This is a genomic window from Streptomyces sp. MGP-BFMKR1 (assembly GCF_057766585.1).
Window position 1 is genome coordinate 4,954,404 of the sequence record NZ_CM173408.1, and the last position, 20,101, is coordinate 4,974,504.

Annotated in this window: 20 protein-coding genes; 7 read left to right on the plus strand and 13 right to left on the minus strand. The window is 73.8% G+C overall.

The genetic code is table 11. From position 1 onward, the window contains the following. Positions 1-229: 229 nt before the first annotated feature. Both ctaD and AC3CHW_RS19435 read left to right on the plus strand, forming a co-directional pair. Positions 230-1,948 (plus strand): aa3-type cytochrome oxidase subunit I, encoded by a 1,719-nt coding sequence (ctaD, locus tag AC3CHW_RS19430; protein ID WP_398607682.1) that lies wholly within the window; start codon positions 230-232, stop codon positions 1,946-1,948. Beyond that, complete coding sequence (locus tag AC3CHW_RS19435) at positions 1,945-2,319, plus strand: hypothetical protein (protein WP_398607681.1); 375 nt, start codon at positions 1,945-1,947, stop codon at positions 2,317-2,319. The genes ctaD and AC3CHW_RS19435 overlap by 4 nt, the downstream gene beginning before the upstream one ends. 95 nt (positions 2,320-2,414) lie before the next feature. Here AC3CHW_RS19435 and AC3CHW_RS19440 read toward each other — a convergent pair whose 3' ends face one another. Then, the gene (locus AC3CHW_RS19440; RefSeq protein ID WP_488467290.1) at positions 2,415-4,535 is read right to left on the minus strand and encodes a TIGR03086 family metal-binding protein; all 2,121 of its coding nucleotides are present in this window, start codon (positions 4,533-4,535) and stop codon (positions 2,415-2,417) included. 190 nt (positions 4,536-4,725) lie between these two features. On the opposite strand from AC3CHW_RS19440, the gene AC3CHW_RS19445 reads away from it, so the two are divergent. Next, positions 4,726-5,895: a helix-turn-helix transcriptional regulator gene (locus AC3CHW_RS19445; RefSeq protein ID WP_488467291.1), complete on the plus strand. Its 1,170-nt coding sequence runs from the start codon at positions 4,726-4,728 to the stop codon at positions 5,893-5,895. A gap of 335 nt (positions 5,896-6,230) precedes the next feature. On the opposite strand, the gene AC3CHW_RS19450 is transcribed toward AC3CHW_RS19445, so the two are convergent. Then, positions 6,231-6,608 carry a winged helix-turn-helix transcriptional regulator gene (locus tag AC3CHW_RS19450; RefSeq protein WP_398607678.1) on the minus strand — a complete coding sequence of 126 codons (378 nt, stop codon included), beginning with the start codon at positions 6,606-6,608 and terminating at the stop codon, positions 6,231-6,233. Positions 6,609-6,784: 176 nt separating this feature from the next. Here AC3CHW_RS19450 and AC3CHW_RS19455 point away from each other — a divergent pair, with 176 nt between their 5' ends. Then, positions 6,785-7,744, plus strand: a complete 960-nt coding sequence (locus AC3CHW_RS19455) for an NAD(P)-dependent oxidoreductase (protein WP_488467292.1) — start codon at positions 6,785-6,787, stop codon at positions 7,742-7,744. Between the two features lie 172 nt (positions 7,745-7,916). Here AC3CHW_RS19455 and AC3CHW_RS19460 read toward each other — a convergent pair whose 3' ends face one another. Beyond that, a complete protein-coding gene (locus AC3CHW_RS19460; protein ID WP_488467293.1) occupies positions 7,917-8,510 on the minus strand; it encodes an NADPH-dependent FMN reductase in 594 nt (197 codons plus the stop codon). Positions 8,511-8,709: 199 nt separating this feature from the next. Here AC3CHW_RS19460 and soxR point away from each other — a divergent pair, with 199 nt between their 5' ends. Then, positions 8,710-9,369: a redox-sensitive transcriptional activator SoxR gene (gene soxR, locus AC3CHW_RS19465; RefSeq protein WP_488467294.1), complete on the plus strand. Its 660-nt coding sequence runs from the start codon at positions 8,710-8,712 to the stop codon at positions 9,367-9,369. A 170-nt stretch (positions 9,370-9,539) separates the two neighbouring features. Here soxR and AC3CHW_RS19470 read toward each other — a convergent pair whose 3' ends face one another. Genes AC3CHW_RS19470 through AC3CHW_RS19480 form a run of 3 tightly spaced genes read right to left on the minus strand, consistent with a single transcriptional unit; the run spans position 9,540 to position 12,655 of the window. Continuing rightward, positions 9,540-10,829 carry a GNAT family N-acetyltransferase gene (locus AC3CHW_RS19470; protein WP_488467295.1) on the minus strand — a complete coding sequence of 430 codons (1,290 nt, stop codon included), beginning with the start codon at positions 10,827-10,829 and terminating at the stop codon, positions 9,540-9,542. Positions 10,830-10,882: 53 nt separating this feature from the next. Next, positions 10,883-11,878: an asparaginase gene (locus AC3CHW_RS19475; protein WP_488467296.1), complete on the minus strand. Its 996-nt coding sequence runs from the start codon at positions 11,876-11,878 to the stop codon at positions 10,883-10,885. A 60-nt stretch (positions 11,879-11,938) separates the two neighbouring features. Next, the gene (locus AC3CHW_RS19480) at positions 11,939-12,655 is read right to left on the minus strand and encodes an RsiG family protein (protein ID WP_459248928.1); all 717 of its coding nucleotides are present in this window, start codon (positions 12,653-12,655) and stop codon (positions 11,939-11,941) included. 146 nt (positions 12,656-12,801) lie between these two features. On the opposite strand from AC3CHW_RS19480, the gene dtd reads away from it, so the two are divergent. Next, the gene (gene dtd / locus AC3CHW_RS19485) at positions 12,802-13,227 is read left to right on the plus strand and encodes a D-aminoacyl-tRNA deacylase (protein WP_488467297.1); all 426 of its coding nucleotides are present in this window, start codon (positions 12,802-12,804) and stop codon (positions 13,225-13,227) included. A 35-nt stretch (positions 13,228-13,262) separates the two neighbouring features. Here dtd and ygfZ read toward each other — a convergent pair whose 3' ends face one another. The 6 genes from ygfZ to AC3CHW_RS19515 all read right to left on the minus strand — a co-directional run bounded on the left by ygfZ (position 13,263) and on the right by AC3CHW_RS19515 (position 18,846). Further along, positions 13,263-14,243, minus strand: coding sequence for a CAF17-like 4Fe-4S cluster assembly/insertion protein YgfZ (gene ygfZ / locus AC3CHW_RS19490; RefSeq protein ID WP_459248926.1), 981 nt, complete (start codon positions 14,241-14,243; stop codon positions 13,263-13,265). A 9-nt stretch (positions 14,244-14,252) separates the two neighbouring features. Further along, positions 14,253-14,705, minus strand: a complete 453-nt coding sequence (locus AC3CHW_RS19495; RefSeq protein ID WP_187064266.1) for a Fur family transcriptional regulator — start codon at positions 14,703-14,705, stop codon at positions 14,253-14,255. A 29-nt stretch (positions 14,706-14,734) separates the two neighbouring features. Next, positions 14,735-15,787: an ABC transporter substrate-binding protein gene (locus AC3CHW_RS19500; protein WP_488471107.1), complete on the minus strand. Its 1,053-nt coding sequence runs from the start codon at positions 15,785-15,787 to the stop codon at positions 14,735-14,737. Positions 15,788-15,804: 17 nt separating this feature from the next. Next, the gene (locus tag AC3CHW_RS19505; RefSeq protein WP_488467298.1) at positions 15,805-16,734 is read right to left on the minus strand and encodes an ABC transporter ATP-binding protein; all 930 of its coding nucleotides are present in this window, start codon (positions 16,732-16,734) and stop codon (positions 15,805-15,807) included. 121 nt (positions 16,735-16,855) lie between these two features. Continuing rightward, a complete protein-coding gene (locus tag AC3CHW_RS19510) occupies positions 16,856-17,878 on the minus strand; it encodes a FecCD family ABC transporter permease (RefSeq protein ID WP_488471108.1) in 1,023 nt (340 codons plus the stop codon). Between the two features lie 404 nt (positions 17,879-18,282). Beyond that, positions 18,283-18,846 carry a heme-binding beta-barrel domain-containing protein gene (locus AC3CHW_RS19515; protein WP_176162381.1) on the minus strand — a complete coding sequence of 188 codons (564 nt, stop codon included), beginning with the start codon at positions 18,844-18,846 and terminating at the stop codon, positions 18,283-18,285. Positions 18,847-19,205: 359 nt separating this feature from the next. On the opposite strand from AC3CHW_RS19515, the gene AC3CHW_RS19520 reads away from it, so the two are divergent. Further along, positions 19,206-19,571, plus strand: a complete 366-nt coding sequence (locus AC3CHW_RS19520) for a DsrE family protein (RefSeq protein ID WP_176162380.1) — start codon at positions 19,206-19,208, stop codon at positions 19,569-19,571. 50 nt (positions 19,572-19,621) lie between these two features. On the opposite strand, the gene AC3CHW_RS19525 is transcribed toward AC3CHW_RS19520, so the two are convergent. Beyond that, positions 19,622-20,032, minus strand: a complete 411-nt coding sequence (locus AC3CHW_RS19525) for a DUF3099 domain-containing protein (protein WP_488467299.1) — start codon at positions 20,030-20,032, stop codon at positions 19,622-19,624. Between the last annotated feature and the right edge of the window lie 69 nt (positions 20,033-20,101).

Genomic DNA, 20,101 nt, shown 5'->3' on the forward strand with positions numbered 1-20,101 from the left:
CGCCAGCTCCGGGCGGCGCACACCACTCGTCAGCGCGCCCCGATGCGGCCCATGGGGGAAGCGGCGCGTCACTCGTCCGGGCCCCTTCTCAGCGAGGTGCGCGAGGTGGGCCCGAAAACCGCGCGAAGACGGACTAGTTTCCCCGCGGCTGGCTACACGTGGCCCGACGTCCCTCAGGAGCCGTCCGCGCACCCGCGCGGCTCTCACGCGCTGGAGATTGAGGATCTCGATGACGACACGTACAACGGAACCCGTCGCTCCCGTCCCGGCGGCGGAGGGGCGGCGCGGCACGGGGCAGGTGATCGTCTCGTGGCTCAGCACGACCGATCACAAGAAGATCGGCCACCTCTACCTGATCACCTCATTCTTCTTCTTCGTCATCGCCGGGGCGCTGGCCATGGCGATCCGCGCGGAGCTGGCCAGACCGGGCCTGCAGCTCATGTCCAACGAGCAGTACAACCAGGCGTTCACCATGCACGGGACGCTGATGCTGCTGCTGTTCGCCACCCCCACCTTCGCCGGCTTCGCCAACGCGATCATGCCGTTGCAGATCGGCTCGCCCGACGTCGCCTTCCCCCGGCTGAACATGCTGTCGTACTGGCTGTTCCTCTTCGGCGGGCTGATCGTCCTGAGCAGCTTCCTCATGCCGCAGGGCGCCGCCGACTTCGGATGGACGGCCTACACGCCGCTGAGCGGACCCGTGCGGACCCCCTCCGTCGGGGGCGACATGTGGATCATGGGGTTGGCGCTGTCGGGGTTCGGCACGATCCTCGGCGCGGTCAACTTCATCACCACCATCGTCTGCATGCGCGGGCCGGGGATGACGATGTTCCGGATGCCGATCTTCACCTGGAACGTGCTGCTCACCTCGATCCTGGTGTTGCTGGCCTTCCCCGTGCTCGCGGCGGCCCTGCTGGTGCTCGAGGCCGACCGGCGCTTCGGGTCACACGTGTTCGACCCCGCGAACGGCGGGTCGCTCCTGTGGCAGCACCTGTTCTGGTTCTTCGGTCACCCCGAGGTCTACATCCTGGCGCTGCCGTTCTTCGGGGTGATCAGCGAGATCATCCCGGTGTTCGCGCGCAAACCGATCTTCGGCTACATGGGCCTGATCGGCGCCACCATCGCCATCACCGGACTGTCCGTCACCGTATGGGCCCACCACATGTTCGCGACGGGCGCCGTACTGCTGCCGTTCTTCTCCTTCATGAGCTTCCTCATCGCCGTCCCGACGGGCGTGAAGTTCTTCAACTGGATCGGCACGATGTGGAAGGGCTCGCTGTCGTTCGAGCCACCGATGCTGTGGGCGGTCGGCTTCCTCGTCACCTTCCTCTTCGGCGGCCTGACGGGGGTCATCCTGGCCTCGCCGCCGATGGACTTCCACGTGACGGACAGCTACTTCGTGATCGCGCACTTCCACTACGTCCTCTTCGGCACGATCGTCTTCGCCATGTTCGGCGGGTTCAGCTTCTGGTGGCCGAAGATGACGGGCACCATGCTCGACACCCGGCTGGAGAAGGTGCACTTCTGGACGCTGTTCACCGGCTTCCACGCCACGTTCCTGGTCCAGCACTGGCTGGGCGCCGAGGGCATGCCGCGCCGTTACGCCGACTACCTGGCGGCGGACGGGTTCACCGCCCTGAACACCGTCTCCTCCATCGGCGCCTTCCTCCTGGGCCTGTCCACGCTCCCGTTCCTCTACAACGTGTGGAAGACCGCCAAGAAGGGGGAGCGGGTGCGGGTCGACGACCCGTGGGGGTACGGGCGCTCGTTGGAGTGGGCCACCTCCTGCCCGCCGCCCCGGCACAACTTCGTCACCCTGCCCAAGATCCGCTCCGAGTCCCCCGCCTTCGACCTGCACCACCCCGACGTGACCAAGCTGGACCAGGCGGAGACCACCGGGCAGCGCGACATCCTGGACCCCGACGGCCACAAGGGCGACCGGTCGTGACGCGCGGCCGGTCCTGGACCTCCCGCCGCGAGGAGGCCACGGCGCTCGCCACCGAGGCGGAGGGCTTCCTGATGGCCCACGCCCACCACGCCGAGGCCCGGCGCGAGGCCCAGGCGCTCTGCGCCGAGCTGCCGTGGCTGACCAGCGCGCAGACGGACGACCTGGTGCGGCACTACGTCAGCCGGCGCCTCGCGCTCACCCGGCAGATGCTCGGCGTGACGGTCCGCCGGATCGAGGAGCTGCGCGGGGAGTACGAGGCGCGGTACGCCCAACTGCGCCACCGACTCCTCACCTGCCACATCGCCCTGGCCACGGGCGTCCTCGCCGCTGCCGTGGCCGTCGGCGCCGCCCTGGCGACCTGGGCCCGGTGAGGCGGGGGCCCGAACACGGCCCCCGCCCGCCGGCCCACCCCGGTCCCCGGCTGGCCGGGGCCGGGGTCCCAACCCCCACCCGGCCAGCCGCCCCGCTACGCCGGGCGGATGTTGTGGTTGTGGCGGAACAGGTTGTGCGGGTCGTACGTCGCCTTGAGGGCGCGCAACCGCGCGTAGTCCTCCGCCTCGTACGCGCTGCGGACCGCCTCCTCGGCTGTGTCCGCCGCCGTCTCCCCGGCCGTCTCCCCGGCCGTCTCCCCGGCCGCCTCCGGGCCCGCGCCCGGCGCGCGCTCGCCGCTCGGGCCCATGAACGGCAGCGAGCGGCCGACGGTGACCGGCGCGGCGGCCGTGAGCAGGCGCTCGTGCACCGGGCGCACGACGTCGCGGGTCAGCGGCCCGCGCAGCGGCGAGAGCACGCCGAGCAGGTACGCGGCGTCGCGCAGGCCGATCGCGTTGGGGGCCTCCCCACGGCGGGCCAGCGCCCCGCCCAGGTGGCGCACCTCCGCGATGCACGGCACCCCGCCCGGCCGGGTCACGTCGAGGATCGCCTCCAGGGTGCGCGGGGTCAGCTCGCTGAGCAGCACGGTCTCCCCGTGGTACGGCATCGGGTCGGCCGGCTCGTTGAAGATGCTGGCGCACGCGGCGTACGGCATCTCGGCGACGGTGTCGATCAGCCGCGGCCCGATCGCGCGCAACGGTTCCACCAGGCGTTCGCCCTCCTCGGCGGAGCCGGTGTGCACCACCCGGACGTGCGCCACGAGCCGGCCGCGCAGCGGCTCGGGCACGGTGGGCGCGTCGGGGGCCGGGAAGAACGCGATGGACGAGGTCAGCGCCTCGGGCAGGCCGGCCGACCAGTCCCGGTAGGCGCGCAGCACGGCCTCGCCCTGGGTGGCCCCGTCGAAGTACAGCCCGCCGCCGTACAGCCGCGCCACCGGGACGAGTTCGACCTCCACCCGGGTGACGACGCCGAAGTTGTCCCGGCCGCCGAGCAGCGCCCAGTACAGGTCGGGCTCGCTCGTCGCGGTGACCCGGCGCAGCACCGCGTCGGGCGTGACCACCTCGATGGCGCGCACCCGGTCGGCGGCGAAGCCGTGGCTGCGGGCGAGCAGGCTGATGCCGCCGCCGAGGAGGTAGCCGACGACGCCGACGTGCGGGGCCGAGCCGTTCAGCGGCGCGAGGCCGTGCTCCGCCGCCGCGGCCACCACCGCGCCCCAGCGCTCGCCCGCGCCGATCCAGGCGGTCGCCGCGGCGGGGTCCACATGGACCCCGCGCAGCCGGCGGGTGGTGACCAGCACGCCGTCGGCGCTGGCGAGCGCCTGGCCGTGGCCGGTGGACTGCACGGCGACCGGCAGCCCACGGGCCCCGGCGAAGGCCACCACGGCGCTCACGTCGGCGGCGTCCGCCACCCCGGCGAGCACGGCGGGCCGGTGCGCCACCGCGCTGTTGAAGGTGGCGCGCTCCACGTCGTACGCCGCGTCGCCGGGCCGCAGGACGGGCCCCCGGACCAGGGCGGCCAGCGCGTCGACGGCGGCGTCCAGCGTCCGCGCGCCCGCTGCCGCCGCCGCGTCGGCGGCCGTCCGGGCGCCCGGGGCGGTCCAGGACGCGTCACGGCCGAGCCAGGCCGCCAACTCCTCATACGCGTCCGCGCCTTCGGGCGCCGGCCGCACCGGCCCGAACGGCACCGGCCCGCCCCGCCGCTCCGCCGGCAGCATCTGGCGCGCCCCGGCCAGCTCGACCCGCGCCAACTCCGGGTCGAGCGGGCGGCGGTCGCCCAGCGCCCGGGCCAGGTCCCACGCGTGCGCGACGACGTCCAGCACGTGCGCCGCCAACACGCCCCGCCCCGGTACCTCGCCCCACGGCATCCGCACCGGGGCCGCGAGCGCGGCGTCATCCGCCCAGGCCGCGGCGAGTTCGGCCCGCGCCCGCGCGTACGCCGTGGCCCAGCCGTCGTCCGGCACGTCGACCGCGGCGTCCGACCCCTCGGACAGGCCCTCGGGCGCGCCGGCCGCTCCCGTCCTGGCGGCCGTGGCACCCAGCTCGGCCGCGCCGTGGGTGCCCCGCACCATGTGCCCGAGGAGCGCCCGCACGTCGAACTCGGCGCACGGCGTCGGGGCGCCCAACCGGTCCGGGCTCACGGCGTCGATCAGGGCGGCCATCTGGTCGGCGGCGCGCTCGTACTGGGGGCGCGGGTCGGGCACTGCGTTCTGCTGGCTCACGGGGGGCTCTCTCCGTTCGGTGTCACCACGGTCATCGCGCGACCGGCGGCGCCGGCGCGCGGCCGGGCGGGCGCGGCGCACCGCACCACGGCCGCGCCGTCGCGCGCACCGCCGATCTCCCGACGGAGGCTGTCGCACTCACCTGACAGGTGCCGTCAGGTTTTCCCCGCCGGCCTGCGAAACTCGGCGCATGAAGTCGGACCGTCTGCTGTCGATCCTGCTGCTGCTCCAGACCCGGGCCCGGGTCCCGGCGGCCGAACTGGCCGAGCGACTGGAGGTCTCGGTGCGCACCATCTACCGCGACGTCGAGTCGCTGTCCGCCGCCGGCGTCCCGGTCTACGCCGAGCGCGGCCGACACGGCGGCATCTCCCTGCTCCCCGGCTACCGCACCGACGTCACCGGGCTCACCTCGCACGAGGCCAGGGCCCTGTTCGCGCTCACCGCGCCGGGCAGTCACAGCGCGCTGGGCCTGGACGGCGCGCTCAGGTCCGCGCTGCGCAAGGTGATGGTGGCGCTGCCCGCGCCGCACCGCCCCACCGCCGAACTCGCCAGCCGTCGCATCCTCATCGACCCCGACCGCTGGATGTCCGGGCCCCGCCCGACGGTTGACCTGGAGGCGCTGGAGACGGCCGTGTTCACCGACCGCCGACTGCGGCTGCGCTACCGGCACAGCGGCGCGACCCGCTCACACACCTACACCGTCGACCCGTACGGGCTCGTCGCCAAGGCCGGCACCTGGTACCTGGTGGCCGACCGTGGCGGCACCCCGCGACTCTTCCGCGCCGACCGCATCGCCACCGCGACCGTCACCGACGCCCCCGCGCGCCGCAGGCCGGGCGTGGAACTGGCCGACGCCTGGGAGTCCCTGCGCCGCGAGGTGGAGGAACGCCCGGTGGCCGTCCGCGTACGGGCCCGGGTGCGCAGGTCACGCCTCGACATGCTCGTACGCATCGTCGGCTCACTCCTCGCCACCCGCGTCGAGGTGCTGCCCGAACCGGGCCCTGACCGGCAGGGCCCGGCCCCGGCCCCGGACGCGCGCGGGGACGCCCAGGCGGACGCCCCCGTGGGCGCCGACGCGGAGCGCAGCGACCCGGCGGACGGGGCCTCGGCGGTCGGGGCCTCAGCGGCCGACGTGGGCGACGCGCACGACATGGGCGACGCGTACGACGAGTGGGTCACGGTCGAGATCGGGTACACGGTGGTGGGCGCGGCCCGCCAACTCCTCCAGTTCGGCACGGACGTGGAGGTGCTCGACCCACCCGAGGTCCGCGCCGTGCTGGCCGCGACCGCCGCGCGGATCACCGACCTGTACGGCGACGACGACCTGGCGGGGGAGTCGGTGGGGGAGCCGGCACCGTGAGCGGGCGCCGTGAGCTGGCGGCGCGCCCCGCCCGGAGTGGGGCGGCGACGGGTGGGTGCGGGTCGCGCGGGGGAGTGGGGCCCTCGGTGACTCCAAGGTAAGCACTCACCTTTTTGTACGTACTTGTCACCCCCGAGCGGCCGGGAGAGGCTGAGAGGGCCGGGCCAGCGCGGGTGAGGACCCCCGTCCGTGCCCGGCCGGCCCACCCATCAGTCCACACCACCACGCAACCCCGTCACTCAACCCCGTAACCCACCCCACCCACCCACTCACTCACCCCGCTAACCCAACCCCACACGTCAACCGTTCGGCTCCGCCGCGCCGCTGACGAGGCGTCAGCACGCCGCCTGGTGCGCGGGCGAGGGGTAGGGGATGCCCAGCTCCGTCATCCGGCGCGTGCCCCAGGCGCCGAGCGGGCCGAGCGCCGCGTTGAGCGCCAGGCCCGAGTCGGTGAGGGAGTACTCCACCTTCGGGGGCACCTCGTCGTACACCTCACGGTGCACGACGCCGTCCGCCTCCAACTCCCTGAGCTGCTGGGCCAGCACCTTCTCGCTGATGCCCGGCAGCAACCGCTTGGTCTCGCCGAAGCGGCGCGGCTGGTCGTGGAGGGCCCACAGGATCAGGACCTTCCACTTGCCGTCGATGACATCGACGGCGGCGTCGAGGCCGCACACGTACGGCCGGTTCTTCTTGGTCAGCGGTTGTTCGCTCATCCCCACCTCACCGTGGCCCGTCTCCCACGCAACGCGCCACGACGCCGACCTGTTCCATCCCCGTGCCCCGCCCCACCCACCAGCCACCCACCGACCACCCCACGACCGGCCACCCCACCCACCGGTCCACTGATCCACCCACCCGCCAACCCCGTACCCACCCAAGGAGCGCCGCCATGTCCGCATCGCCCGAAACGCCCGCCGCCGACGCCGTCACCACCACCACCACCGCCACCGACGCCGCCGCGAGCAACCCCACCCCCGCGCCCGCCCCCGTCACCGTGCTCGGGCTCGGGCCGATGGGGCGGGCGCTGGCCTCGGCGTTCGTCGCGGCCGGCCACCCGACCACGGTGTGGAACCGGACCGAGGGCAAGGCCGACGAGCTGGTCGCCCAGGGCGCGACGGCCGCGAGCACGCCCGCGGAGGCGGTCGCGGCGAGTGAGCTGGTGGTCATCTGCGTGATCGACTACGCCGCCTCGGGCAGCATCCTGGAGGCCGCGGGCGACGCCATCAAGGGCCGCACGCTGGTGAACCTCACCGCCGACTCGCCCGACCGGGCCCGCGCCGCCGCCACCTGGGCCACCGAGCGGGGCGCCGACTACCTCGACGGCACGATCCTCACCCCGACCGTCACCATCGGCACGCCGGACGCCGTCTTCCTGTTCAGCGGCCCGGAGGCGCTGTACGAGACGCATCGCGCGACGTTCGCCAGCCTCGGCGGCACGGCCACCTACCAGGGTGCGGACTACGGCCGCGCGGCGGCGTACGACGTCGCGCTGCTCGACTTCTTCTGGACCTCGGTGAGCGGGCTGATGCACGCGTTCGCGCTGGGTAAGAAGGAGGACGTCGCGGCGCGCGACCTCGCGCCGTTCGCCCGCGGAATCCTGGACATCCTGCCGCCCATCATGGATCTGCTCGCGGGCAACGTGGACGACGGCGTCTACCCGGGCGACGACTCGCACATCATCTCCGTGGCGGCCGGCATCGACCACGTCATCCACGCGGCCGACGACCGCGGCATGGACACCGGGGTGCTGCGGGCCGCGCGGGCGGTGGCGCAGCGGGCCATCGACGAGGGGAACGGCACCGACGGCATCGAGCGCCTGGCCGAGGTGCTCGGCCGCCCGGCGGCGTAACGGTTCGTAGGGGTGTCGGCCCGGGCGCGTCGGCCCGCCGGCGTGTCGGGCCGCGCCGTAACCGTCCGTCCGCCACGCCGACGTGGGCCCGCGCCGCTCCCCGGAAGGGGCGCCCCCGGGGAGGGGGTTCGGCCGCGGGCCCGTCCGTCTGTGCGGGTGCCGGGGGCACCCGTCACGCCCCGTACGGAAACTCCTCCTTCGCGTTGCGCAGCGCGCGGCCCCACCAGACGAGCTGGTCGAGCAGGCGCTTGGCGGCGGCGTTGGGCAGCTCCGGGGTCCTCAACTCGCCCTCACCATCGAAGAGTTCACCGGCCATGGTGAAGCTGACGGTCTCGCGGACGGTGACCGAGTGCACCTCGGCGAAGACGCCGCGCAGGTGCTCCACGGCGCGCAACCCGCCGGAGACCCCGCCGTAGCTCACGAAGCCGACCGGCTTGGCCTGCCACTCGGCGTGGTGCCAGTCGATGGCGTTCTTCAGCGAGGCGGGGTAGCTGTGGTTGTACTCCGGGGTCACCACGAGGAACGCGTCCGCCGCGGCGAGGCCGGGCGTCAGCTTCGCCAACTCGGCGGCCGTATCCGGGTCGGGCCCCTGCCCGTACGCGGGCAGCGAGGTGGGCAGCGCGATGTCGGCCAGGTCGATGACGTCGACCTCCAGGCCACCGTGTTGGCGGGCCTGCTCGGTGATCCACCGGGCGACGACCGGCGCGAAACGGCCACCTCGGTTGCTGCCGACGATGATGGCGAGGCGGAGGGTGGAAGCGGACATGGAGGCTCTCCTTCGGAGGTGAACGTGCGGGTGGCGCACGGCCGGTCGTGGCGCGGGCCGTACGGGATGGCGGCAGCCGCCCGGCCGCGACGGTGCGCGGCCGGGCTCGGTCCGGTGCGGGGGCGAACCGCCCGCCTCGGTGCCGATACACAGAGCCTCTGACTTAAACAATGGTTGAAGTCAAGCTACGGTGGGTGACATGACGCAACTTTCCAAGAACCGCTACGAACTCACCGTCGGCGAGCTGTCCGAGCGCAGCGGCGTGCCCGCGTCCGCGCTGCGCTTCTACGAGCGACAGGGGCTCATCCGGAGCCGTCGTACCAGCGGCAACCAGCGCCGGTTCGCCCGGGACACGCTGCGCCGGGTCGCCTTCGTACGGGTCTCGCAGCGCGTCGGCATCCCGCTCGCGACCATCCGCGACGTTCTCGGACTGCTCCCCGAGGAACGCACGCCCGACCGCGACGACTGGGCGCAGGTGTCGCAGTGCTGGCAGGCGGACCTCAACGCGCGCATCCGGCAACTGGAGAAGCTCCGCGACCACCTCACCGACTGCATCGGCTGCGGCTGCCTGTCCATCGACCGCTGCGCGCTGGCCAACCCGTACGACCAACTCGGCGCCGAGGGCAACGGCCCGCGCCGACTGCTGACCGACGAGCCGGAGCAGACCGCCGCGTCCGCTGGCGGGTCGGCCGCCGGTGGGTCGGCCGGTGGCGCGCGGGGACGGCGGGCGGCGCCCCGGCGTACGGTCGCCGCGGAGCAGAGCGCCGGCGCGCGCACCGCCACCATGCCGGCTGCCACCGTGCCGGCTGCCGCCGTGCAGGAGTACGAGTGCTGCACGGGCTGCGACGACGCGGTCTGACGAGCGGGCGGACGGCGCGGCGTGCCGGGCGGGGCTCGATGCCGGGCGGCCCCGGCTCGGTGAGGTTGGACCCCGGCCGCTCGCCCGGCCCCGGCCCGTCCGGCGAGGCCGGGGCCGGGCCGGGGCCGGGACCCAGCAGAGCCTGTCCCGCCCGCCCCACAGGAGGGGTGTCAGAACGAGTCCGGGCACCACGGGCGGCGCCCGGCCCGCAGCAGCGCGTCGGCCCGCGCCGCGGCGCCCGCGCGATGTTCCTCGACGCGGCCGAGGCTGACCAGCCGGGTGGGCGACTCGTCGCCGAGCCACAGCGTTCCGAGTTCGCCGATGTCCATGCTGAGGTCCGCGTCGCGGCTGGTCGGCACGCAGCTCGCGCCGTCGGGGCCGGCCTCCAGCGCGAAGCGCCCGCCGGCCAGGCCCGCCGCGTCGTGCAGGTCGAGCACCAGCGAGCCCTCGACCGGGTAGGTGCGGGCCCGCATCAGATGGGGCACGTCCAGCGGGCGTATCCACACCCAGTCCGCCTGGGCCTGCGGCACGGCCGCCCGCGGGTCGCCGAGCAGCAGCGGCAGCACGTCGTCCGGCGCGCGGTACCAGGTGTCGACCCGGACCACCCAGTCCACCGAGAACAGGAAGTACCACAGCGCGCTCTCCGCCGCCGGCGTGGTGGCCAGCAGCGAGCGCACCCGGGCCGTGTTCTCCGGCATCTTCGCGGCCCAGTGCTGGTCGATCGTGTACGTGAGCAGGCCCTCGACGGTGCCGTCGGGCCCCCGGTACAGCGCGTGGAACGGCTCCGTCCACTGGGTGCTCGGGTAGCGTAGGTCGCCGGTCTCCAGGCGCCACACCCGCTCGCTGCGGCTGACCATCCCGTGCCGTTCGGCCCGCAGCCGGTCGTGCAGGGCCGGCCCCTCGACCAGCATCTCCGCCGCGTCGACCAGGTCCACCCGCCCGCCCGGGTCCGCGATCCGCGCCGCCCGCCCCTTGCCCGAGACCAGCGGGGCGTCCCCGGGCCTGGCGTAGCCCGCGTTCAGGCCGGCCCGGGCGATGTCCACCGTCCACCGGGTGGTCCAGGTGGCGGGGCCGAAGCCGTACCGCCCGTAGATCGGGTACTCCGCCGCCAACAGCGTGGCCACCGCGTCGCCGCGCTCCTTGGCGGCGCGCAGGTCGCGGCCCATCATCTCGGTGAGCAGGCCGCGGCGGCGGTGCGTGGGGACGATGCTGACGTTGGTGACCGCGGTGGCCGGCACCGGCGCGCCACCCACCGCGGTCAGTTCCTGGGCGAAGCTGCGGAAGCAACCCACGCACCGGCCGTCGTCGAAGGCGCCCTGCGTACGGTCCAGGTTCAGGCCGGACCGGCGCAGTTCCACCTCCTCCTCACTGATCACGGGGTCGAGGAGGAAACCGGTGTTGCAGGCGCGGAGCCAGTCGGGGACTTCGGCGTCGGTGATGGTGCGAATGTCTAGGGCCATGGGAGCACGCTAGGTATCCGCGGCCCCCGGTGCACCGGGATTTCCCAGGAGCCTCAGAAGGCCGCTCGTACCTCGCCGACCCGCTCGCCGCCACCGAGCAGCGGGGCGTCCGCGATCCGGGCGACGACCGGCGCGTCCACGCCCATCCGGGCCAGCACCCGCGCCAGCACGGGGCCAAGGGCCCGGGTGCCGCCGTCGTCGAGCTTGAACGCCAGCGCCCGCCCGTCCGGCAGCGCCACCGCCTGCACCGCCTCGGCGCCCATCTTGGCCAGCGTCCCGGGCACCTCGCGCATCAACCAGGTGTCCGCGCGGCGGGTACCCGCCACGTACTCCGGGTGCGCCCGCATCGCGTCCGCGACCCGCCGCTCCGGCGTCCCGGGCTCCGCGCGCACGAACGAGCGGAACGCGCGGGCCAGGCCGGTCAGCGAGATCGCGAGCAGCGGGGCCCCGCACCCGTCGACACCCTCCCGCGTCACCCGCTCACCGCTGGTCTCCTCCACCACCTGCCGCACCAGGCGCTGGAGCGGGTGCTCGGGCTCCAGGTACGTCTCCAGCGGCCAGCCGTTCAGCGCGCAGGCCGCGAGCATGGCGGTGTGCTTGCCCGAGCAGTTCATCGTGACGCGGTCCCTGACCTGCCCCGAGGCCAGGTACGCCTCCGCCTCGACCGGGTCGAGCGGCAGGTCGGGCGGGGTCCGCAGGGCGCCCGGCGGCAACTCGGCCTCGGCCAGCATCCGGTGCACCAGGTCCCGGTGGAAGCCCTCGCCCGAGTGGCTGGCCGCCGCGAGCGCCAGCCGCTCGCCGGCCAGGTCGAGGCCGGCCCGCAACACGGCCGCCGCCTGCATCGGCTTGTTGGTCGACCGAGGGAAGACCGGCGCGTCCACCGTCCCGAGGGACCAGGCCACGCCGCCGTCGGCGTCGAGCACCACGAGCGAGCCGCGGTGTCGGCCCTCGACGAAGCCGGAGCGTACGACCTCGGCGAGGACCGGGGGTATGGCGGCCGGCTGAGCGGGGTCAGCGGCGGCGGAGGGAGAGGAGGGGGCGGAGGACATCGTCGGCCTTCCTGCTTCCTGGTCGGTGGTGCGGGCGGGGGGTGCGACCTCCCCGGGCACTCACGGGAGCAGGTCGTCGACTTGCGCTTCCCCCTCACGGTACCTGCGGGTGATCTCGGCCCCGCAATCGTCCGCCGTCCGCTGCAACTGCTGCCGCCGCCCGGAGACCCGCTGCTCGTAGGCGGTGAGCCGGCCCATCGCCCGGTCCAGCTCCTCGTCCGTCCTGGCCCGCAGGTCCGACAGCTCGACCTCGGCCAGCATCTCCTCGGCCAGTTCCCGGTACGGGCCGCTGCGCGGCGCGCCCAGCGTCACGTGCCGGGCGGACGAGCGGTACCGGGTCGGCCCGTCGGTCAGGATCTCCGAGAGCCGGTCCACCACCGTGCGCGGCGGGTCGGCCACCGGGGCCGGCGCGCTGGGCGCCGCGCGGTGCGCCAGCTCGGCGCGGATGATGTCGATCCGGCCCTGGAGCAGCCGGCGTACGTAGCTCAGGTCCGCCTCCTCCGCCTGCGAGCTGCGGCGCAGCGCGCGCAGTTCGGCCAGGCGCAGTCCGTCCAGGGCCAACACGGTCGCGGTCGCCTCCGCCAGATGTCCGGGGCGCCCGCTGTGCGAGCGCGTGTGCGGCACGTCGACCGTCCCGCCGAACCAGGCGTCCGGCGCCGGCTCCGCCACGGCACGTGCCGGCCGCGGCGGGTGGGCGGGGCTCCCCGGGCTCGTCGCGGACGACGACCGAGCGGTTGGTACGGAGCCGGGAGACTGCCCGGCGCCGGGTGTAATCATGCGTTTCCGTCCCCTCAAACGGTGCGCGAGCTGGTCGCGTTGTCCACATAACGCACCGCCTGCACGCATCGTGCCACTCTGTGCGGTCCGTCCGCACCGGTGGAACACCCGAACAGCCCAGATGGCGGCAGGGCATCATGGTGCACATGCGTGCTGTGATACAGAGGGTCGACGGGGCCAGCGTCACCGTGGGTGGCGAGACGGTGGGGGAGATCGTCGGCGAGGGGCTGTGCGTCCTGATCGGCGTGACCCACGACGACACCCCGGCCAAGGCCGCGCAACTGGCCCGCAAGCTCTGGTCGGTGCGCATCCTGGACGGCGAGAAGTCCTGCTCGGACACGGGCGCCCCGCTCCTGGTCATCAGCCAGTTCACGCTCTACGGCGACGCCCGCAAGGGCCGCCGCCCCACCTGGAACGCCGCCGCCCCCGGCGATGTGGCCGAACCCCTGGTCGACGAGGTGATCGCGGCCCTGCGCCAGTTGGGCGCCCACGTCGAGACGGGCCGCTTCGGCGCCGACATGAAGGTGTCCCTGACGAACGACGGGCCGTTCACGGTGCTGGTGGAGGTCTGAGGGGGCGGCGCCCCCATCGCCGCCCCCGCCAGGGGCTACGGCTCGACCACCGCCTCCTGCGCCGCCGCCGTCGTGCCGGCCAGCAGGGTGGCGTCCAGGGGGACGTTGCGCTTGACCAGGGCCAGGGCGATGGGGCCCAGTTCGTGGTGGCGGGCCGAGGTGGTGATGAAGCCGAGTTGGCGGCCGTCGGGGCCGTCGGAGGCGAGGCGGATCGGGGTGCCGTGTGGGGGGAGGTGGACCTCGCTGCCGTCCAGGTGCAGGAAGACCAGGCGGCGCGGGGGCTTGCCCAGGTTGTGGACGCGGGCGACGGTTTCCTGGCCTCGGTAGCAGCCCTTCTGCAGGTGCACCGCCGTGCCGATCCAGCCCAGCTCGTGCGGGATCGTCCGGTGGTCGGTCTCCAGGCCGAGCCGCGGGCGGTGGGCCTCCACGCGCAGCGCCTCGTGGGCCAGCACGCCGATCGCCGGGCCGTGCGCGTCCGCGAACGAGGCCAGCTCGCCGCGGGGCAGGAACACGTCGCGGCCGTGCGCGGTCTCGCGTACCGCCGCGCCGTCCGGGACCTCGGCGATGGAGCCCGCGGGCAGGTGGACGACGGCGAACTCCTCGGTGCGGTCGCTCACTTCCACCCGGTAGAAGAACTTCATGCTCTCCAGGTAGGCGATCAGCTCGGTCTGGGTGCCGGGCTCCACGTGGGCCCAGACCGTCGTGCCGTCGTCCACCAGGTACAGCGCGTGCTCGATGTGGCCGTTCGCGGACAGGATCAGCGACTCGGTGGCGTGCCCGACGGGCAGTTCGCTGACGTGTTGGGTGAGCAGCAGGTGCAGCCAGCTCAGCCGGTCGTCGCCGGTGACGGTGACCACGCCCCGGTGGGAGAGGTCGACGAAGCCGGAGCCGTCGGCGAGGGTGCGCTGTTCGCGGAACAGGTCGCCGTAGTGACCGGCGACCCCTTCGTCCGGACCCTCCGCCGGTACGGCGCCGGGGAGCGACAGCAACGGACTGGCGGGTGATTGTCGCAGCATGCCCCCAGCCTACGGCGCCGCCGTCGGCTCCTCGCCGGCTTCCCCGCCGCCCGTGCACTTCGCACATCGCCCGAAGATCGCGAAGTGCTTCAAATCGGTGTCGAAGCCGAAGCTCTCCCGCAACTGGCGGGTGAACGTCTCGGCGATGGCCTGATCAGCCTCCAGCACGTCGGTGCAGTCCCGGCACACCAGGTGCAGGTGGTGGTGGCGCGCCGCCACGTGGTACGTCGGCGAGCCGTGCCCCAGGTGGGCATGGCTGATCAGGCCCAGCTCCTCCAGGAGGTCCAGGGTGCGGTAGACGGTGGAGATGTTCACCCCGCTCGCCGTCCGGCGCACCTCGGTGAGGATGTCGTCGGGGGTGGCGTGCTCCAGGGTGTCCACGGCCTCCAGCACGAGCTGGCGCTGCGGGGTCAGTCGGTAGCCGCGCGCCCGCAGGTTGCTCTTCCAGTCGGTGGTCGCCACGCCGCCAGTGTAAGTGACTTAGGTCTCCCTTACCTCGGACGGTTTCCGTCGCGTCGTACCGACCGCAGGTAGTCGCCGAGCGCGGTGACGGCCGCCGCGTTGCGCGGGCTCTCCACGAGGTCCGCGTAGTCGAGGGTGAAGATGCGCTTGTTCCTGATCGCCGAGACGCCGGCCAGCGGCGGGTAGTCGAGCAGGAACTTCCTCTTCTGCGCGGCGCTGGTGTCCCCGTAGTCGTTGATCACGATCACCTCGGGGTCGCGCTCGACCACGGTCTCCCAGCCGACCGTGACCCAACTGTCCTTGAGGTCCTTCATGACGTGGTCGCCGCCCGCCTTGGTGATGATGTCGTGCGGCCCGGCGTACCTGCCCGAGGTGAACGGCTTGTCCCGCCCGTCGTCGTACAGGAAGACCGTCGGCCGCTCCTTCGGCGCCCTGGCCGCCGCGTCGGCGATCTGTCGCTGGTAGTCGCGCACCAGCTTCTCGGCCCGCTCCTCCACGTCGAAGATCTTCCCGAGGGTGCGCAGGTCGGTGTAGAGCGCGTCGAGCGGGGACATCACGCCGCGCGCCTTGCCGACGCCGTTCCGGCAGGACTCGGTGAGCAGGTACGAGCCGACGCCGAGCTTCTTCAACGCGGCCGGGGTGAACCCCTCCGACTCGCGGAACCCGTAGTTCCACCCGGCGAAGACCAGGTCCGCCCTGGCGTCGAGGACCAGTTCCCGGTTGATCTCCCGCTTGGAGAGCCAGGGCACCTTGTCGTACGCGTCCTTGTACGGCACCGCGTCCAGGTCGCCCTTGTCGTCGGGCATGACGTAGCCGGCCATCCGGTCCGCCAGGCCGAGCGCGAACATGATCTCGGTGATGCCGACGTCGTTGGTGACCACGCGCTCGGGGGCCTTGTCGTACGTCGTCTCGGTGCCGCAGTTGGTGATGGTGACCGGGTAGTGGCCGCCCTTGCCGCCGGCGGCGGTGGCGTTCTCGTCCCGCTTGTCCTTGTCGTCGGAGACGCTCGCGCCACAACCGGCGACGGTGAGGACCAGGGCGAGGGACGCGGCGACGGTGGCGGGGGTACGGAGGCGGGTGATGCGCACGGGGCACTTCCTCAGCGGGTGGCGGGGACGGTGGTGGCGGACTGGTGGGGGAGGCGGTCGAAGAGGAGTTGCAGCGCGCCGCTCACCGGGTGCCGCACCTGGTGGCCGCGGACCTGGAACACCTCGGCGAGCAGCGTCGGCGTCAGCACCTCGTGCGGCGGGCCGGAGGTGACGATGCGGCCGTGCGCGATGACGTACAGCAGGTCGCAGTGTTGGGCCGCGAGGTTCAGGTCGTGCAGCGCGGTGAGGACGGTCAGGCCGCCGGTGGGGCCGCTCTCGACGGCTGTGGCGGTCGCCGCGGCCCCCGCCGGAGCGACGGCCCCCGGCTCGGCGCCGGGCCCCGGTGCGGCGGCCCCCGGCCCGGGCCCCGGCTCGGCCTTCGGACCCGGCGCGGCCCGGAGCAGGGCCAGCACCTCAAGCTGCTGGGCGATGTCCAGGTGGTTGGTCGGCTCGTCCAGGACCAGGATGCGCGGCTGTTGGGCCAGTGCGCGGGCTATCAGCACCCGCTGCTTCTCGCCGCCGGACAGGGTCAGGAAGCCTCGGTCGACCAGGTGGCCCGCGCCGACCGTGGCCAGCGCCTCGGTGCAGGCCCGCGCGTCGGCCGCCGAGACGCGCCCGGTGGCGCTCTGGTGCGGCATCCGACCCATCGCCACCACCTCGCCGACCGTGAAGTCGAACTCGCTGGACGACTCCTGCGGCAGCGCCGCGAGCCGCCGCGCACCCTCGCGCGGGCTCAGCGCGTGCAGGTCGTCGCCGTCCACCAGCACCGCCCCGGCGCTGGGCCGCAGCGCCCGGTACGCGCAGCGCAGCAGCGTGGACTTGCCGCTGCCGTTCGGCCCGACCAGCCCCACCACCTGCCCGCTGGCGGCCCGCACGGTGGCGTCGGCCACCAGCTCGGCGCCGCCGATCCGCACCGACAGGTGCTCGATGTCGATGCGCATCAGGCGCCTCCGGAGTAGGGGTACGAAGCGGGCGAGGGGGCGGCGAGAGACGCGGGAACGGTGAAGGGCGCGGGAATGGCGAGGGGCGCGGGGGCGGTGAAGAGCGCGGGGGCGGTGCGCATCACGCGCCTCCGAAGGTGTAGCCGCGGCGCCGCATCAGCAGCACGAAGCAGGGCACGCCGACCACGGCGGTGATCACGCCGACCGGCAGTTCGACGGGGGCGAGCAGCACCCGCGAGAGGATGTCCACCCACACCAGGAGGACCGCCCCGAGCAGCGGCGCGACCGCGAGCACCCGACGGTGGTCGGCGCCGACCAGCATCCGCGCGAAGTGCGGCACCATCAGGCCGACGAAGCCGATCGCGCCGCTGACGGCGACGACGGCGCCGGTGACGGCCGCCGTGGACAGGAACAGCTCGCCGCGCAGCCTGCGGGCGTCCACGCCGAGCGCCGCCGCGGTCTCGTCGCCCATGGCCATGGCGTTCAGCCGGCGCGCGGAGTACATCAGGTGGGTCAGGCCGAGGACCACCATGACGGTGGCGATCGGCAACGAGTCCCAGGTCGCCCCGCCCAGGCTGCCGAGCAGCCACATCATCGCCGAGCGCGCGGCCTCGCCGTGTTCGGCGCTGAAGACCATCAGGGTGGTGACGGCGGAGAAGCCGTAGTACATGGCCGTGCCGGTCAGCACCAGGCGCAGCGGGGTCAGCCCCTGCGGGGTGCGGGCCGCCGCGTACACCAGGGCCATCGAGGCCAGCGCCGAGCCGAACGCGGCGGTGGACAGCGCCCAGATGCCGAGCCCGCTGAGCGCCCCGAACAGCAGCACGGCGTTGGCGCCGACCGCCGCGCCCGACGAGATGCCCAGCACGAACGGGTCGGCCAGCGCGTTGCGGACCATGGCCTGCACGGCCACGCCGATGCCCGAGAGGCCCGCTCCGACCACGGCGGCCAGCAGCGCCCGGGGGAACCGCAGTTCCCAGACGATGGTGTACGCCGCGGTCTCGTCGGACTCGATGGTGCCGCCGGTCAGCCCGGCGCCGAGGTACCGCGTCACCTCGCCCCAGGAGAGACCGGCGGAGCCGAAGGCGACGCCGCACACGAGCGAGACGGGGAGTGCGACGACGAGCGCGACGATCAGCGGGAGCAGTGGTAGGCGGCGCGGGGGGCGCCGGGGCGCGGGCGCGCCGGGCCCCTGGCCCGCGCGCGGCGGGGCGGCATCCTCGGTCGTGGTCGCCACGGCGGGCTCCCCCTTCACCTCGGGCCGCGACCGTACGGTGAAGGAGTGGCCCGGGGCGTGGCCCCGGGTGCGTCCCCTCGCAGTCCGCGGCGAGTAGTCCTGGAACATGCGCCGCCGCGGGTGATCGGGCTCGCGGTGCCCGCATCCCGGGGGATGCGTGGCTCCGCCTACCGTTGCGGGTCAGCGCCGGACTCTCACCGGACTTCCCCCGCGGGGCGCGTATGCAGTTGTGGAGCGGGTGCGTGCCCGGCCGGCCTGGTCCGCACGCGGCCGGGGTGAGGTGCTGTCGGGCTTACGACAGGAGACTGCCAGGCTTACCGGAAGAAGGCGATGCCGTCGTCGGGCAGGTCCTTGAGGTCCTTGGCCCACTCGCGCGGGTCGACGACCTTCTTCAGGTGCGCCGACATGTACGGCCGCAGCGGAACCTCGGGGGTGGCCTTCTCGCCGACCCACATCAGGTCGCTCTTGACGTATCCGTACAGCCGCTTGCCGCCCGTGTACGGGCCGGCGGCGGCGGTGCGCGCGACGGCGTCGGTGACCAGGTCGATCTGCGGCTTCTGGTCGGCCAGTTCGCCGTACCAGATCTCCACGACGCCCTGGTCGCGGATCATGACGACCTCGACCTTGCGGTCCTTGTCGATCCGCCAGTACCCGGACTCGGTCTCCAGCGGGCGGACCTTCTTGCCCTCGGAGTCCAGCTCCCAGGTGTGCGAGACGTACTCGATGAAGTCGCGGCCGTCGTGCGTGAAGGTCGCCTCCTGCCCGAAGTTGCACTTCTCGGCGCCGGGGAAGTCGAAGACGCCCGCGCCCTCCCAGTTACCGAGGAGAAAGGCGAGGGGCACGAGGTCCGGGTGAAGGTCGGACGGGATCTCGATCATGAGCTCAGGCGATCTGTAGTGAGGACGGGAGACGGCGCGTTGGCCCGCTCAGAGCCGGGCACTGCCGCAGGGGCCCGCGCGGCGGCGCGGGCGCGGAGGGGTCCGTCAGCGCTGGCCCTGGTACAGCTTGAACAGGGTGAGCCCCGCGAAGGCGGCGATGAGCACGGCCATCAAGGCCAGCAGCAGGGTGAAGACTGTCTCAAGCACGAGCGCGCTCCTCGGACACAGTGTGTGGTGTTACGGACCGAGCCCGAGTCTAGTCCGCGCCACGACGGCCGGCGCTGTGAGGTCCACCGCCCCCCGGCCGCGCCCGCCGACGCCCGGCGCGAGCGGGGTGGGCGCGCGCCTACAGTGAGCCCATGGCGAAGAAGCTCGTGATCAAGGTGACGGCGGGCGCGGACGCGCCCGAGCGGTGCTCGCAGGCGTTCACGGTGGCGGCCGTGGCCGTGGCCAGCGGCGTCGAGGTCTCGCTGTGGCTGACCGGGGAGTCCTCGTGGTTCGCGCTGCCGGGCCGGGCGGCCGAGTTCGAGCTGCCGCACGCGGCGCCGCTGCCCGACCTGATCGACGGCATCCTGAGCGGCGGCGGCGCGCTGACCGTCTGCACGCAGTGCGCGGCCCGCCGCGACATCGAGGAGTCCGACCTCATCCCGGGCGCCCGCATCGCCGGCGCGCAGGTCTTCGTGAGCGAGGTCATGCCGGACGGCGTGCAGGCGCTCGTGTACTGAGTGCGCGCCCCGTACTGAGTGCGGGGCCCGTCCCGGGCGCGCCCCGGGCGCTACGGGTGGTGCTTGCCGTCGAGTTCGTCCCACCACGCGTCGGACTGCGGGTCGCCCGTGCGGGCGCCGGGCTCGGTGGAGGCGCCGCCGCGCGCGCCGGGGTCCGGGGGCGGCGGCTGCGGGGCCGCGTCCTGGCTGGGGTCGGGCCACAGGCCCAGATCGGGGGCGGTGCCGGGCGCGGGGTCGGTGCGCTGGCCCGGTGGCCGCGCGCCCGGTTCGTCGAACCACCGGTCGTCGGGGCCGCGTCGGTTGGCCACGATCGCCGCGACCGGCGGAATCACCATGGCCACCACGCACATGCCGACCGCCACCGGGACGGACCACAGCCGGACCACGGCCCATGCCGACACGAAGAGCGTCAGGCACGCACCCATCATGAGGAAGTAGCCACGTCGCCGCCGGGCGTACATGCCTCCAGCGTACGACTGGTCGTCGGGCCCGCACCTGGTGTGTGGCCTGGACGGTGTGGGGACACTTCC